The sequence below is a fragment of the Stenotrophomonas sp. 99219_Sma genome (genome assembly GCF_056480785.1).
This window is the reverse complement of sequence record NZ_CM151117.1, coordinates 310,219-325,000: the sequence shown is the minus strand read 5'-3', so window position 1 is coordinate 325,000 and position 14,782 is coordinate 310,219. Positions and strand designations below refer to the sequence as shown.

General features: G+C 68.0%; 13 protein-coding genes (1 of these 13 cut by a window edge). 10 read left to right on the top strand and 3 right to left on the bottom strand.

Features of this window, described 5'->3' with window-relative positions:
• Positions 1-1,171: the 3' portion of a M23 family metallopeptidase gene (locus ACZK13_RS01455; RefSeq protein WP_032128447.1), read on the top strand. 302 nt of this gene lie to the left of the window's left edge; 1,171 of the gene's 1,473 nt are visible here — the last part of the coding sequence; its start codon lies beyond the left edge, outside the window; its stop codon occupies positions 1,169-1,171.
• Between the two features lie 65 nt (positions 1,172-1,236).
• Positions 1,237-2,364, top strand: a complete 1,128-nt coding sequence (locus tag ACZK13_RS01450) for an anhydro-N-acetylmuramic acid kinase (protein ID WP_180838592.1) — start codon at positions 1,237-1,239, stop codon at positions 2,362-2,364.
• A gap of 70 nt (positions 2,365-2,434) precedes the next feature.
• On the opposite strand, the gene ACZK13_RS01445 is transcribed toward ACZK13_RS01450, so the two are convergent.
• The 3 genes from ACZK13_RS01445 to ACZK13_RS01435 form a co-directional block, all read right to left on the bottom strand.
• Positions 2,435-2,665 carry a hypothetical protein gene (locus tag ACZK13_RS01445; protein WP_180838591.1) on the bottom strand — a complete coding sequence of 77 codons (231 nt, stop codon included), beginning with the start codon at positions 2,663-2,665 and terminating at the stop codon, positions 2,435-2,437.
• A 78-nt stretch (positions 2,666-2,743) separates the two neighbouring features.
• Entirely contained in the window at positions 2,744-4,048 is a 1,305-nt protein-coding gene (locus tag ACZK13_RS01440; protein WP_049421491.1) for an AmpG family muropeptide MFS transporter, read from the bottom strand.
• Positions 4,045-4,845 carry an exodeoxyribonuclease III gene (locus ACZK13_RS01435; RefSeq protein WP_014035707.1) on the bottom strand — a complete coding sequence of 267 codons (801 nt, stop codon included), beginning with the start codon at positions 4,843-4,845 and terminating at the stop codon, positions 4,045-4,047. The genes ACZK13_RS01440 and ACZK13_RS01435 overlap by 4 nt, the downstream gene beginning before the upstream one ends.
• Before the next feature lie 162 nt (positions 4,846-5,007).
• Here ACZK13_RS01435 and pyrE point away from each other — a divergent pair, with 162 nt between their 5' ends.
• From pyrE to ACZK13_RS01395, 8 genes are all read left to right on the top strand, one after another.
• Positions 5,008-5,667, top strand: a complete 660-nt coding sequence (gene pyrE / locus ACZK13_RS01430) for an orotate phosphoribosyltransferase (RefSeq protein WP_010486876.1) — start codon at positions 5,008-5,010, stop codon at positions 5,665-5,667.
• 19 nt (positions 5,668-5,686) lie between these two features.
• Positions 5,687-6,355: a hypothetical protein gene (locus tag ACZK13_RS01425; protein ID WP_180838590.1), complete on the top strand. Its 669-nt coding sequence runs from the start codon at positions 5,687-5,689 to the stop codon at positions 6,353-6,355.
• Positions 6,356-6,529: 174 nt separating this feature from the next.
• On the top strand, positions 6,530-6,622 hold the full coding sequence (locus ACZK13_RS01420; RefSeq protein ID WP_005407770.1) for a potassium-transporting ATPase subunit F: 93 nt from the start codon (positions 6,530-6,532) through the stop codon (positions 6,620-6,622).
• A 12-nt stretch (positions 6,623-6,634) separates the two neighbouring features.
• Complete coding sequence (kdpA, locus tag ACZK13_RS01415; RefSeq protein ID WP_253146021.1) at positions 6,635-8,341, top strand: potassium-transporting ATPase subunit KdpA; 1,707 nt, start codon at positions 6,635-6,637, stop codon at positions 8,339-8,341.
• A 10-nt stretch (positions 8,342-8,351) separates the two neighbouring features.
• On the top strand, positions 8,352-10,409 hold the full coding sequence (gene kdpB, locus ACZK13_RS01410) for a potassium-transporting ATPase subunit KdpB (RefSeq protein WP_253146022.1): 2,058 nt from the start codon (positions 8,352-8,354) through the stop codon (positions 10,407-10,409).
• Complete coding sequence (kdpC, locus tag ACZK13_RS01405) at positions 10,406-11,056, top strand: potassium-transporting ATPase subunit KdpC (protein ID WP_253146023.1); 651 nt, start codon at positions 10,406-10,408, stop codon at positions 11,054-11,056. Before kdpB ends, kdpC begins: the two co-directional genes overlap by 4 nt.
• Before the next feature lie 51 nt (positions 11,057-11,107).
• Positions 11,108-13,768 carry an ATP-binding protein gene (locus ACZK13_RS01400; RefSeq protein ID WP_253146024.1) on the top strand — a complete coding sequence of 887 codons (2,661 nt, stop codon included), beginning with the start codon at positions 11,108-11,110 and terminating at the stop codon, positions 13,766-13,768.
• The gene (locus ACZK13_RS01395; protein ID WP_004153862.1) at positions 13,749-14,462 is read left to right on the top strand and encodes a response regulator transcription factor; all 714 of its coding nucleotides are present in this window, start codon (positions 13,749-13,751) and stop codon (positions 14,460-14,462) included. The genes ACZK13_RS01400 and ACZK13_RS01395 overlap by 20 nt, the downstream gene beginning before the upstream one ends.
• Positions 14,463-14,782 lie beyond the last annotated feature (320 nt).

Below are 14,782 nucleotides of genomic sequence, written 5' to 3'. Positions count from 1 at the left end.
CTGGCAGGTGCTGCGGGTGCAGCGCGGCCAGACCCTGAGCGACCTGTTCGACAAGGCCGGCATTCCGGCCACCACCCTGCACCGGGTACTGGACCACCCAGGTGCACGTGAGGCGCTGACCAAGCTGCGCCCGGGTGCCGAGATCGCCTTCGACATGCCGCTGTCCGGTGACCTGCGCAGCATCCGCTTCGACCGCGATGCCGACAACCGGGTGGAACTGAGCCTGGCCGGCGATGACATCAAGGAGAAGGTGACCAAACGCGAGACCTCCACGCGCACGGTGGTCACCAGCGGCGAGATCACCAGCTCGCTGTATGCCGCGGCCCGCCGCGCCGGGCTGTCGCCGTCGGCGATCGCGACGATGACCGACGACATCTTCAAGTACGACATCGACTTCTCGAAGGACCTGCAGCCGGGCGACCGCTTCAGCGTGGTGATGGATGAAACCTGGCGCGAAGGCGAGAAGGTGGACACCAGCAAGATCCTGGCGGCGACCTTCACCACCGGTGGCAAGACCTATTCCGGCTTCCGCTTCGACCGCAACGGCAAGTCCGAGTACTACGACATCAACGGCCGTTCGCTGAAGAAGAGCTTCATCCGCATGCCGATCCCGTTCGCACGGCTGAGCTCGACCTTTGGCGCGCGCAAGCACCCGGTGCTGGGCAAGATGCGCATGCACAAGGGCGTGGACTACGCCGCGCGCACCGGCACCCCGATCATGGCCGCCGGCGACGCCCGCGTGCAGTTCGCCGGGGTGCAGCGCGGCTACGGCAACGTGGTGATCCTCGACCACGGCCGCGGCCACACCACCCTGTACGGCCACATGTCGCGCTTTGCGAACATCAAGACCGGCCAGCGTGTGGCCCAGGGCACGGTGATCGGCTATGTCGGCTCGACCGGCCTGGCGACCGGCCCGCACCTGCACTACGAATTCCGCGTCAACGGCGAGCACCGCAACCCGCTGACCGTGACCATGCCGCCGCCGGAGCCGCTGAAGGGCGCCGAGCTGGTCGCCTTCCGCGCGCAGACCGCACCGGCGATGGCGCGCATCCAGGGCATGGAGAAGCTGATCTACGCCGACGCCAGCCCGGCACCGACCAGCCGCGACGAGGCCGCCCCCGAGGTTGCCAGCGCCAAGGACAAACAGGCAACCGGCCGCAAGCGCGGCTGAGCCCCTGCGTTGACGAAGAAGGACGCGGCAGCCCAAGCTTGCCGCGTCCTTTTTTTATGCCTGCCATGAACACAACTGTCGACGCTGACGCCCCCCTGTACCTTGGCCTGATGTCGGGCACCAGCGCCGATGGCATCGATGCCGCGCTGGTGCAGTTCCCCAGCGGCGCTGGCTGCCGCTTCGTGCATGGCCTGACCGCCCGCTGGGAGCCGGTGCTGCGGGCGCGGCTGGTGGCACTGGGCGAAGGGGGCCCGCTGGACTCGCTGGAGGAGCTGGGCGAACTGGACGCGCGGATCGCGATCAGCTTCGCTGAAGCCGCCAATCAACTGCTGGCCGAGGCCGGTGTGGACCGCAGCCAGGTCCGCGCGATCGGCTCGCACGGCCAGACCGTGCGCCATCGCCCGCTGGCCAATCCGGCCTTCACCGTACAGCTGGGCGACGGCAACCGCATCGCCGAGCTGACCGGGATCACCACGGTGTGTGATTTCCGCCGCCGCGACGTGGCAGCCGGAGGCCATGGTGCGCCGCTGATGCCGGCCTTCCACCTCGGCATGCTGGGCACGGCTGATGAAGACCGCGCCGTGCTCAACCTGGGCGGGATCGCCAACCTGACCCTGATCCCGCGCGAAGGCGCGGTGCGTGGCTTCGATACCGGCCCGGCCAACGCGCTGATGGATGCCTGGTGCCAGCGCCACACCGGCCGCACCTTTGATGCCGACGGCGCGTATGCCGCCAGTGGCGCGGTGGACGAGAGCCTGCTGGCGGGTTGGCGTTCGGAGCCGTGGTTCGCGCTGCCGCCGCCGAAGAGCACCGGCCGCGAACAGTTCCACCTGGCCTGGGCCGAGGCCCACATGGGCGAAGGCCAGTACGCTGCCGCCGATGTGCAGGCCACCCTGCTGGAGCTGACCGTGGCGACGGTGGCCGATGCGCTGCTGGCGCAGCAGCCGCAGACCCGGCGCCTACTGGTCTGCGGCGGCGGGGTGCGCAACCGGCAGCTCATGAAGCGGCTGGCTGCACGGCTGCCGGGGGTGCAGGTGGAGTCCAGCGCAGTGCATGGGCTGGACCCGGAGTACGTGGAAGCGATGGGCTTCGCCTGGCTGGCGCAGCGGACGATGGACGGGCTGGCCGGCAACCTGCCGGGCGTGACCGGGGCAACGGGGCCGCGGATCCTGGGGGCGATCCACCTGGCGTGAGGTGGTCATCCACGCATGGCGTGGATCTACCGGGAACGGCGGTCGAGCGTGGCTCGACGCTACATGGGCACTAATCGAAGCCCTGCCCTGCGGGCAGGGCCTGCAGGGCGGCGATGGCGTCGGAGAGCGCGTTCACTTCGGGATCGCCGAAGCCGGAGCGGACCTCCAGTTCACTGCCGAACAGGCCCTGCTCCAGCAAGGCGGCGCAGGTCTGTTCGTGGGTCCAGCCGCGGGCAACCGCGACACGTCGGATACGTTCCAGCAGCAGCGGGTCCAGGTCCCGCAGCACAACGTCGGCCATGCTCACTTCCCCGTTCGCAAGGCACCGCCCCCTCGGCGCGTCGGGGGCGATGATCCCGCAGACCGGGCGGGCAGGCAATCAGGCGACCGGCGGTGGCCCACGGTCGGCGATGCGCGGCCACAGCCAGGCCAGCAGCAGCAGGGTCGGCACCACGGTGACCGAGCTGAGAATGAAGAACGTGCTGTAGGACGTGGCTTCGACGATGTAGCCGGAGACACCGCCGACGAACTTGCCGGGCAGGTTGGCCAGCGAGACCAGCAGCGCGTACTGGGTTGCGGTGAAGTTGCGGTCGGTCAGCGACGACATGAAGGCCACCAGCACGGTGCCGGCAAAGCCCTGGAACAGGTTGTCGGCACTGAGCGCGGCATAGAATGCCCACAGCTTGCCTGGGTTGTGCGCCATCAGCAGGAAGGCCAGGTTGGACAGCGCCACGCCCAGTGCGGCCACCAGCAGCATGCGGCGGAAGCCGAACGCGGCCACTGCGATACCGCCCAGGAACGCACCGCCGATTCCCATCCACACGCCGAACAGCTTGGAGACGGTGGCGATGTCGGCCTTGTCAAACCCCGAATCAAGATAGAACGGACCGGCCATCACACCAATGACCTGATCGGGGAACTTGAAGAACCCGACAAATGCGAGCAGCGCCAGCGCCAGTGCCACACCATTGCGGGTAAAGAAGCTGGAAATGGGTTGGACGAAGGCTTCGGCAATGTCGATGCGGCGCTGCACCGCGGTGGCCGGGCGCTCTGGTTCGGCACACAGCAGGGTGGTGACGATCGGCAGCAGCATCAGCGCGGCCATCGCCAGGTAGGCGACGATCCAACCTTCGAACTGAGCCAGGTACAGCGCACCAGCGCCGGCCAGAATCAGGCCGATCCGGTAACCCAGCGTATAGGTTGCGGCCAGCGCGGCCTGCGCAGACTGCGGCGCGATCTCGATGCGATAGGCATCGACCGCGGAATCCTGGGTGGCACCGGCGAAGGAGGCCACCAGTACCCACATCACCAACGGCCAGACCCCTTGCTCGGGCCGCACGAAGGCCAACGCAACCAGGGCCACCAGCACAACGACCTGCGATACCAGCAACCATGAGCGGCGGCGTCCAAGCCCGCCCAGCAACGGGAACGCATAGCGGTCCAGCAACGGTGCCCACAGGAACTTGAGCAGGTAGAAGAAGCTGGCCAGGCTGATCAGGCCGATGCTGCCCAGGTCCAGGCCGACGTCGCGCAGGCGCGTGGACAGGGTCTGCGAAGCGATCAGCAGGAACGGCAGGCCGCTACCGAAGCCAAGCATGGCCATGGTCAGCGCCGACGGGGTACCGAAGGCACGCTTGATTCCTGCCCAGCCCTTGTAGCTGACCGGCGTGGCCGCCTCGGTCACAGGTCGTAGTCCACGATGAACGGCGCGTGGTCGGAGAAGCGCTCGTCGCGGTAGATCGAGCAGCTGCGCAGGCGGTCACGCAGGCCCGGGGTGATGAACTGGTAGTCGATGCGCCAACCGACATTGTTGGCACGGGCCGCGCCACGGTTGCTCCACCAGGTGTAGTCCTCGCCGGTGGGGTTGAGCAGGCGGTAGGCATCGGCCCAGCCACGTCCGGCGGCGACATCGGTGGCCTGGCCATGGTCGGCGCACAGGGCATTGAGCCAGTCGCGCTCTTCCGGCAGGCAGCCGGAGTTCTTCTGGTTGGACTTCCAGTTCTTGATGTCCAGCGCCGAACGCACGATGTTCCAGTCGCCGCACAGCACGTAGTCGCGGCCGCTGCGCGCCCATTCCTCGAGGATCGGCCGCAGCCATTCCATCACTTCGAACTTGAAGCCCTGGCGCAGGTCGCCCGAGCTGCCCGACGGGATATAGAAGGAGACCACGCTGAGGTTGCCGTAGCGCGCCTCGATGTAGCGGCCTTCGTCGTCGAACGGGGCCCAGCCCAGCGAGGTGATCACCTGGTCCGGCTCGCGCTTGCTGTAGATCGCTACACCGCTGTAGCCCTTCTTGGTGATGGCGTCGCGGTAGAAGCAGTGGTGGCCGTCCGGGCGGAACATCGGATCGGTCAGCTGGTCTTCCTGGGCCTTGGTTTCCTGGATGCACAGGACGTCGGCGTCCTGGGCCCGGAACCAGTCGAGGAAGCCCTTGGTCGCGGCGGAACGGATGCCATTGGCGTTGAAACTGATGATGCGCATGCGGGGGACCTGCGGCGGGAAACCGGGCAAGCATACCGGTTGCCCGCCGGGCTGCGCAGTCCGCCAGGCTGGGCCTGGACGGCTTTCACATGGCGCTGGACGAGCGCGAAACGCCCAGCTGGATTAGGATTTGTGCTCCAAATGAAGATGAATCGAGTTTTGATGAGCGACCACCGCCACCGTTTCCTGCAGCTGGCCCTGACCGCCGACGCCCTGCGCTTCGGCCAGTTCACCCTCAAGTCCGGCCGGCTGAGCCCCTATTTCTTCAACGCCGGTCGTTTCGACTCCGGTTCGCTGCTGTCGCAGCTCGGCGCCTGCTACGCCGATGCCATCGATGCCACCGGGATCAAGTACGACGTGGTGTTCGGCCCGGCCTACAAGGGCATTCCGCTGGCCACCGCGATGGCCTGCGAACTGGCCCAGCGTGGTCGTGACCTGCCGCTGTCGTTCAACCGCAAGGAAGCCAAGGACCATGGCGAAGGCGGCCAGCTGATCGGCGCCGACATGAATGGCAAGCGCGTGCTGATCGTCGACGACGTGATCACTGCGGGTACCGCGATCCGTGAAGCGCTGGGCATCATCCGCGCCGCCGGTGGCACCCCGGCCGGCATCGTGGTGGCGCTGGACCGCCAGGAGATCGCTTCGGAAACCGATCGCCGTTCGGCGGCGCAGTCGGTGGCCGAGGAAGCCGGCATTCCGGTGATCGCCGTGGCATCGCTGGCCGATCTGCTTGATTTCGCCTCCGGCAACCCGGAACTTGTGGGTTACCGGCAGCCGCTGGAAGCCTACCGGGCCCAGTACGGCGTCCGTTCGATCCGCTGACCGACCCAGGGGAAAGGTCATGTCCCGAGTTCCTGCTGTCCTCTTTGCCGCCCTGCTGCTGGCCGTGCCGTTCACCGTACCGGCGCAGTCGCGCGACAGCGTCAAGACGGAAAAGAAGCTGTACTGCTGGAACGAGGGCAAGGAGCGGATCTGCAGCGATTCGCTGCCGGCCGACGCGGTCAACCATGCCCGCGAGGAGTTCAACGCGAAGAGCGGCCTGCGCAATGCGCAGGTCCAGCGCGCGTTGACCGACGAAGAGCGCGCCGCCGCCAGCACGGAGGCGGCGCAGCAGCAGCTGGACCTGATGGCCGCGCAGACCCGCCAGCGCACCGAGCAGGCGATGCTGACCACCTATGGCAGCGAGGACGACCTGCGCCGGGTGTTCGCCGAGCGCCAGGAAGTGCTGGACAACAACCTGAAGACCGCCGAGTACAACGTCACCAGCCTGCGTGAGTCGCTGGTGGCGCTGCTGGCGGCCGCAGGTGACCGCGAACTGGCCGGTGGCAAGGTGGCCGACAAGCAGGCCGAGGCGATCCGCCAGCGGCATGTGCAGCTGCAGTCGCAGCAACGGCTGCAAGCCGGGTTCCTGCAGCAGCAGCAGGCGTTGAAGGCCGAGATCGACAGCACCCTGCAGCGCTATCGCGAGCTGAAGGGGCTGGTGCCGGCGAGCCAGGCTCCGGCGGGCTGACCACGCTCCCGTCGCCGGGCATGGCCCGGCGCTACCCAGGGCCTGGTTACGGATTGGACCACGGAATTTATGCACTCTTTACGCGTCGGCCCGGTCCGGCGCGTAGTGCGTTTATGGGGGGCAGGACGACGATGACGGCCTGAGGTGGAGGGGTTCCACCAGGACGCTATTGCAATGTCCCCCTGGCTGTCGTTGTTGTGTGGCGTGCTGGTGCTGGTCGCCGCCGCCTATCTTCTTTATGTCGTGCTGCGGCCCGAGTCGTTCTGAGCGGAGCCGGCCATGACTGAGATGCTTGTGATTATTGCCGCCAGCCTGCTGCTGGCGTGGCCGCTGGGCCTGTACCTGGCCCGCGTGATGCGTGGCACGCCGATGAAGGTCGACGTGCTGTTCCACTGGATCGAGAAGCCGCTGTACAGGGTGTTCGGGGTCGATCCGTCGCGCTCGATGTCCTGGCGCGGCTACGTGCTGGCCTTCGTGCTGAGCAACGTGGTGGTTGCTGTGTTGACCCAGGCGGTGTTCATGACCCAGGCCTGGTTGCCGCTGAATCCGGACCAGATCCCGAACATGCGCTGGGACACCGCGCTGCACACGATGATCTCGTTCCTGACCAACACCAACCAGCAGCACTATTCGGGTCAGGCGCAGCTGTCCTATCTCTCGCAGATGACCGGCATCACCGGCCTGCAGGTGGTGACGCCGATGATGGGCCTGGCGCTGGCAGTGGCGACGCTGCGCGCGTTGTTCTCGCGTGCGCCGCAGGCGGCGGCGACGGGTACCGGCGATGACCGCCAGGTGGCGGTGGGCAACTACTACGTGGACGTGGTGCGCCTGTGCGTGCGCTTCCTGTTGCCGCTGTGCCTGGTGTGGACCCTGCTGCTGACCAGCCAGGGCGTGCCGTCGACGATGACCGGTGGGCCGCAGGCCACGCCGATCGACGCCAGCGCCGGCATGGCCGAACAGAAGCTGCCGCTGGGCCCGGTCGCGGCGATGGTCGCGGCCAAGCAGCTGGGCGCCAACGGTGGCGGCTGGTACGGCCCGAACAGCAGCTTCCCGCTGGAGAACCCGACCCCGCTGTCGAACGCGCTGGAAATCGTCGGCATCCTGTTGGTGCCGATGGCAGTGATCTTCATGATCGGTGCGTTCACCGGCCGACGTCGCTTCGGCGCCCTGGTGTTCAGCTGCATGCTGGGCATGTCGCTGCTTTCCACCGGCGCGATGATGTGGAGCGAAGGACATAGCGCCAGCGCCGCCACGCCGCTGCTGATGGAAGGCAAGGAAGTGCGCTTCGGCGCCGATGGCACCGCGCTGTGGGCGGCAGTGACTACCCAGGTCTCCAATGGCTCGGTCGACGGCATGCACGATTCGCTGGCGCCGCTGAGTGGCGGCATCGCGATGGTCAACATGCTGGTCAGCGCGATCTGGGGCGGCATCGGCTGTGGCCTGCAGCAGTTCATCGTGTACCTGCTGCTGGGTGTATTCCTGGCCGGGTTGATGACCGGGCGTACGCCGGAACTGTTCGGCCGCAAGCTGGAGACGCCACAGGTGCGCCTGCTGGCCCTGCTGGTGCTGCTGCAGCCGATCACCCTGCTGGTGTTCACTGCGATCACCCTGGCCGTGCCCGGCCTGGCGGGCACCTCCAACCCCGGCTTCCATGGCATCAGCCAGGTCTTCTACGAGTACGTCTCGGCCTACGCCAACAACGGCTCGGGCTTCGAAGGGCTGGGCGACGCCACGCTGTGGTGGAACCTGAGCTGCTCGCTGGTACTGCTGCTGGGCCGCTTCCCGCTGCTGATCATTCCGCTGGTGGTGGCCACACAGCTGGCTGCCAAGCGCCAGGCCCCGGAGTCTGCCGGCAGCCTGCAGATCGAAACCCCGACCTTCGCCCTGACCCTGGTCTCGGTGATCGTCATCCTGACCGTGCTGCAGTTCATGCCGGCGCTGGTACTCGGCCCGATCGCCGACCACCTGAGCCTGGGACTGCACTAAGGACACCCTGATGAGTACCCAAGCAAGTTCAACCCGTAGTACCCATGCAGCGCGCCCTGCCCTGCTGGATGGCGCCGGCCTGCGCCGTGCGCTGGTCGAAGCGGTTCTCAAGCTGTCGCCGATGCATCTGGTGCGCAGCCCCGTGATGGCGGTGGTGATGGCCGGCACGATCGTCGCCGCGATCGTCACCCTGACCGGCAACGCGCCGCTGGGCTTCGGCCTGGCGGTGACCGCGATCCTGCTGGTGACCGTGCTGTTCGGCAACTTCGCCGAAGCCGTAGCGGAAGCGCGTGGCCGTGGCCAGGCCGCGTCGCTGCGGCGTGCCCGCCAGGACCTGGTGGCACGCCGGCTGGCGGCGCCGCAGCCAGGCGCCGCCGAAACCCAGGTGCCGGCCGCCGAGCTGCGCCCGGGCGACCACGTGATCGTCAGTGCCGGTGAGCTGGTGCCGGCCGATGGCGAGATCGTGCAGGGCCTGGCCACCATCAACGAAGCCGCGGTGACCGGCGAATCGGCACCGGTGCTGCGCGAGGCCGGTACCGACCGTTCCGGCGTGATCGGCGGCACCAAGGTGCTGTCCGACCAGATCATCGTGCGGGTGACCGCCGAGCCGGGCCACAGCTTCCTGGACCGGATGATCGCGCTGGTGGAAGGTGCCAACCGCCAGAAGACCCCCAACGAGATCGCGCTGACCCTGCTGCTGGCGGCGATGACGCTGACCTTCCTGGTGGTGGTGGCGACGCTGCCGGCGATCGGCGCGGCCGTAGGCGTGCAGGTCGATCCGCTGCTGTTGATCGCGCTGCTGGTGTGCCTGATCCCGACCACCATCGGCGGCCTGCTGCCGGCCATCGGCATCGCCGGCATGAACCGTGCGCTGGCCGCCAACGTGCTGGCCAAGTCGGGCAAGGCAGTGGAGGTGGCCGGCGACGTCGACGTGCTGCTGCTGGACAAGACCGGCACCATCACCTACGGCGACCGTCAGGCCAGCCACTTCCATCCGCTGGCCGGCATCGATGCCAGCCAGCTGCGCGAGGCCGCACTGCTGTCCTCGCTGGCCGACCCGACCCCGGAAGGCAAGTCGATCGTGCGCCTGGCGCGCGAACAGGGCTGCGCTACCGCCGAACCGCACCACGCCGAGTACCTGGCGTTCAGTGCGCAGACCCGCATGTCCGGCGTGGACCTGGAACATGGGCGGCAGATCCGCAAGGGTGCCGCCGATGCGATCCGTGCCCACGTGCAGGCGCTGGGCGGCAACGTGCCGGCGGAACTGGCCGGGCGCGTCGAGCAGGTCGCACGCAACGGTGCCACCCCGCTGGTGGTGGCCGAGGGCCGCCACGTGCTGGGCGTGATCGAGCTGTCGGACGTGGTCAAGCACGGCATGCGCGAGAAGTTCGCGCAGCTGCGGGCGATGGGTATCCGCACGGTGATGATCACCGGCGACAACCCGCTGACCGCCGCCGCGATCGCTGCCGAAGCCGGTGTCGACGACTACATCGCCGAGGCCCGCCCGGAAGACAAGCTGGCACGCATCCGCCAGGAGCAGGCCGGTGGCCGCCTGGTGGCGATGGTCGGCGATGGCACCAATGACGCGCCGGCGCTGGCCCAGGCCGACATCGGTCTGGCGATGAACTCCGGTACGCAGGCGGCGAAGGAGGCCGGCAACATGGTCGACCTCGATTCGGACCCGGCCAAGTTGCTGGCGGTGGTGGAAGTAGGCAAGCAGCAGCTGATCACCCGCGGCGCGCTGACCACCTTCTCGCTGGCCAACGACGTCTCCAAGTACTTCGCGATCCTGCCGGCGCTGTTCGCCGCGGCCGTTCCGACCATGGCCGCCTTGAACGTGATGCAGCTGTCGAGCCCGCGCAATGCGGTGCTGGCAGCGCTGATCTTCAACGCCCTGGTGATTCCCGCCCTGATCCCGCTCGCCCTGCGTGGCGTGCGCTTCCGCCCGGCCACTGCAACCGCACTGCTGCGCCGGAACATGCTGGTGTACGGCCTTGGCGGCGTGCTGCTGCCGTTCGCAGCGATCAAGGTAATTGACCTCCTTCTTGTCCTGGTATTCGGCGCATGAACCGTACTACTTCCACTTCATCTTCCCTTCCGCGCGAACAGAAGGCCGAGGCCCGCGTGGCCAGCCTGCAGGATGGTGCCAGCTGGCGCCCGGCGATCGGCCTGGGCCTCGCCACCCTGCTGCTGGCCGGTGCGGTCTACGCCGGTATCGCCACCGGTTTTGCCGGCCTGGCCTACCCGACCCAGGCCGAGGGCAGCCTGCTGCGCGATGGCAACGGCCAGGTACGCGGCTCGGCGTGGTTGTCGCAGCCGTTCACCGGTGACGGCTACTTCCAGGCACGTCCGTCGGCAGCCAACTACGACCCGATGGCCGCGGCCGGTTCCAACATGGCGCGCAGCAATCCGGCCCTGGCCGAGCGTGTTGCCGCCAGCACCGCTGCGGTGGCCGCGCGCGAAGGCGTCACCCCGGCGCAGGTACCGGCAGACCTGGTCACGCAGTCCGCAGGTGGCCTGGATCCGCAGCTGTCGCCGGCGGCGGCGCGCCTGCAGGTGGCACGCGTGGCACGTGCCCGCGGCCTGCCGGTGGAGCGCGTGCAGGCACTGGTGCAGGCGCATACCGAAGGGCGCCAGTGGGGCCTGTTCGGCCAGCCGCGGGTGAACGTGGTGACGCTGAACTTCGCGCTGGACCACGCGGCCAAGGCACCGTGATGCCGGCCTGCACCGGCTGCGCGCACAATGGCGGCCATGACAGCGGCACCCATGACTGATGCGCGTACCCGCCAGGCCGATGCCCTGGTTGAAGGCCTGCAACGCGAAGCCGGCGGCAAGCTGACCGTGTTCCTCGGTGCGGCGCCGGGCGTGGGCAAGACCTACACCATGCTGACCCGCGCACAGGAACAGCTGCGCCGCGGTGTCGACCTGGTGGTGGGCCTGGTGGAAACCCACGGCCGCGCCGATACCCAGGCGCTGCTGGAGGGCCTGCCACAGCTGCCGCTGAAGGCAGTGGCCTATCACGGCCACATCCTGCAGGAGATGGATCTGGATGCCGTGCTCACACGGCATCCGGCGCTGGTGCTGGTGGACGAACTGGCCCATCGCAATGCGCCGGGCAGCCGTCATGAGCGGCGCTGGCAGGACGTGATGGAGCTGCTGGATGCCGGCATCGACGTCTGGACCACGGTGAACATCCAGCATCTGGAAAGCCTCAACGATGTGGTGATGCGGATCACCGGCGTGCGCGTGAGCGAGACCGTGCCGGACGGCGTGCTCGACCGCCTGCATGACATCGTGCTGGTCGACCTGCCGCCACGCGAACTGATCGCACGCCTGCAGCAGGGCAAGGTCTATGTGCCCGAACAGGCCGCGCAGGCGCTGCAGGCATTCTTCTCGCCGGCCAACCTGACCGCGCTGCGTGAACTGGCGATGCAGGAAGCCGCCGACCGCGTCGACAGCAGCCTGCGTGAAGCACGCGCTGCACGCGGCGAGAGCAACCTGCCGCTGCGTCGCGGCGTGCTGGTGGCCGTTGATGGCGGCGGCCAGAGCGAATACCTGGTGCGGGTGGCGCGTCGCATCGCCGAGCGCCGCGATGCGCCGTGGACGGTGGTGACCGTGCAGGGCCGGCGCCAGGATGACGCGACCCGACGCGAAATCGATGCTGCCTTCGCACTGGCACGTCGGCTGGGCGGCGACGCCGAACTGCTGCACGGATCGAGCATCGCCGATGCCCTGCTTGACCATGCCGCACATAACGGCGTGTCGACCCTGGTACTGGGCCGCACCCGCGAGCGACCGCTGGCGCGGATGTTCAACCGCACCCTGACCCAGCAGCTGATCCAGCGCGGCGCGCATTACGAGATCACCATCATCAGCACCCCGCAGGCACGTGCGCGCTCGCGCCGCGAGGGCCTGCTGCCGCCGGTGCGCGGCATCAGCTACGAACTGGCGCAGGCACTGATCGCCACCGCGTTGGCCTGTGCGGTGGCATGGCTGGCCGAACGCTGGGTGGGCATGGCCGACCTGTCGATGGTGTTCATCGTGGCGGTGGTAGTGGTGGCCGCGCGCACGCGCGCCAGCGTGGCGGTGATGGCGGCGATCCTGTGTTTCCTCGCATACAACTTCCTGTTCATCGCACCCCGCTTCACCTTCGCCATCGGCGCGCGCCAGGGCGTGATCACTGTATTCCTGTTCCTGGCCGCCGCGCTGGTGGCCGGACGCCTGGCCTCGCGCCTGCGCATGCAGGTGATCGCGCTGCGTGCAGCCAATCGCCATGCGCGTGCGCGCCAGCAGCTGGGCCGCCAACTGGCCAGTGCCGCCGGCAACGGCGAGGTGGCGCAGGCGGGTCGGCATGCACTGGAACAGGCCATGGACGTGCCGGCGTGGCTGCGGATCGGCGCCGATACCGCAACCGGTGGCCGCAGCCAGCCCGGCGACACCGACCTGGCCGCCGCCGACTGGGCGCTGCGCCATGGCCAGCCCAGTGGCCGCTTCACCGATACCCTGGCCGGCGCGCAGTGGTGGTTCCTGCCGTTGCTGGATGGCGAGGACCGCGCGATCGGCGTGGCCGGCCTGTATCTGCCCGGTGCACAGGCGCGCCTGCTGCCCGAACAACGGCAACTGGCCGAAGCGATGGTCGATGACATCGCGCAGGCCGCGCTGCGCACCCGGCTGGTGGCGGAACTGGAGCAGGCGCACGTCAGCAACGAGACCGAGCGACTGCGCTCGGCGCTGCTCTCTTCGGTGTCGCACGACCTGCGCTCGCCACTGGCGGCGATGATCGGCTCGGCCGACAGCCTGGCCAGCTATGGTGCGGCAATGGATACGGCCGATCGCCGTGCCCTGCTCGACACCATCCTGGTCGAGGGCGAACGGCTGGACCGCTACATCCAGAACCTGCTGGACATGACCCGCCTCGGCCACGAGGGATTGAAGATCAACCGCGACTGGATCGGCGTGGACGAACTGATCGGCTCGGCCGCACGGCGCCTGCAGCGCTACCAGCCGAAGGTGCGGCTGGAGCTGGACATTCCGGCCACGCTGGCGCCGATCTGGGTACACCCGGCGCTGGTCGAACAGGCGGTGTTCAACGTGATGGAAAACGCGGCCAAGTTCTCACCGCAGGATACGGCCGTGCAGGTGCAGGCGCGTGAACTGGACGGCCAGCTGCGCATCGACGTGATCGATGCCGGCCCCGGCATTCCCGACGACGAGCGTGCGCGCATCTTCGACATGTTCTACAGCGTTGAACGTGGCGACCGTGGCCGCCATGGCACCGGCCTGGGCCTGACCATCTGCCAGGGCATGATCGGCGCACATGGCGGCAGCGTGCAGGCGCTGCCCGGACGCGACGGTCGCGGTACCCTGATCCGCATCACCCTGCCCCTGCTCAAGCCAGCCTCCCACGATGAGCCCGACCCCGATTGATGCCAGCGTACCGGCCGCGCGCGTGCTGGTGATCGATGATGAAACCCAGATCCGCCGGTTCCTGGACATCAGCCTGCGCGCGCAGGGCTACCAGGTACGGCAGGCGGCGACCGGCCAGGAAGGCCTGCAACTGGCCGCCAGCGAAGACATGGACCTGGTGATCCTGGATATCGGCCTGCCGGATATGGAAGGCCACGAGGTGCTGGAACAGCTGCGGCAGTGGAGCCAGGTGCCGGTGATCATGCTGACCGTGCGTGCCGGCGAGGCGGAGAAGGTGCGTGCGCTGGATACCGGCGCGAATGACTACGTGACCAAGCCGTTCGGCACGCAGGAGCTGATGGCGCGGGTGCGGGCGCTGCTGCGCACGCGCAGCGTACCCAGTGATGGCACGCCACCGGTATTCGACGATGGCCACCTGCATGTGGACCTGGTCCGCCGTGAAGTGGCGCTGGATGGCGAGCCGGTAGCGTTGACCCGCAAGGAGTACGCGCTGCTGTCGCTGCTGCTGCGCAACGCCGGGCGGGTGGTGACCCAGCCCCAGATCCTGCAGGAGATCTGGGGCCCGACCCACCAGCACGACACCCATTACCTGCGCATCCTGGTCGGCAAGCTGCGGCACAAGCTGGGCGATTCAGCGCTGGATTCGCGCTACCTGTTCACCGAACCGGGCGTCGGGCTGCGGTTCAAGGGGTGAAGGCGTGCCGACCAACGGTCGGCACCCACCAAAGCGAATCCGGAAGAGCATCCACGCATGGCGTGGATCTACTGTGTCGACCAAGGTCGACACCTACCAACAGCGGTCCATGCCGTTCCGACAGATCGCGGAAATTGTCAGGGGTGGGGCGGTGTCGGAGTGCGGGGACGCCGCAAGTACGTCCCTGTAGGCTTGGCAGCCGCATCCATGCGGCTGACACCCCGCACTCCGACACCGCCCCGCCATCTCGCGGATAGCTCGCTTTTGATGTTGATGTTGATGTTGATGTTGATGTTGCTGCTGCCGTTGCTTCGGCGGGT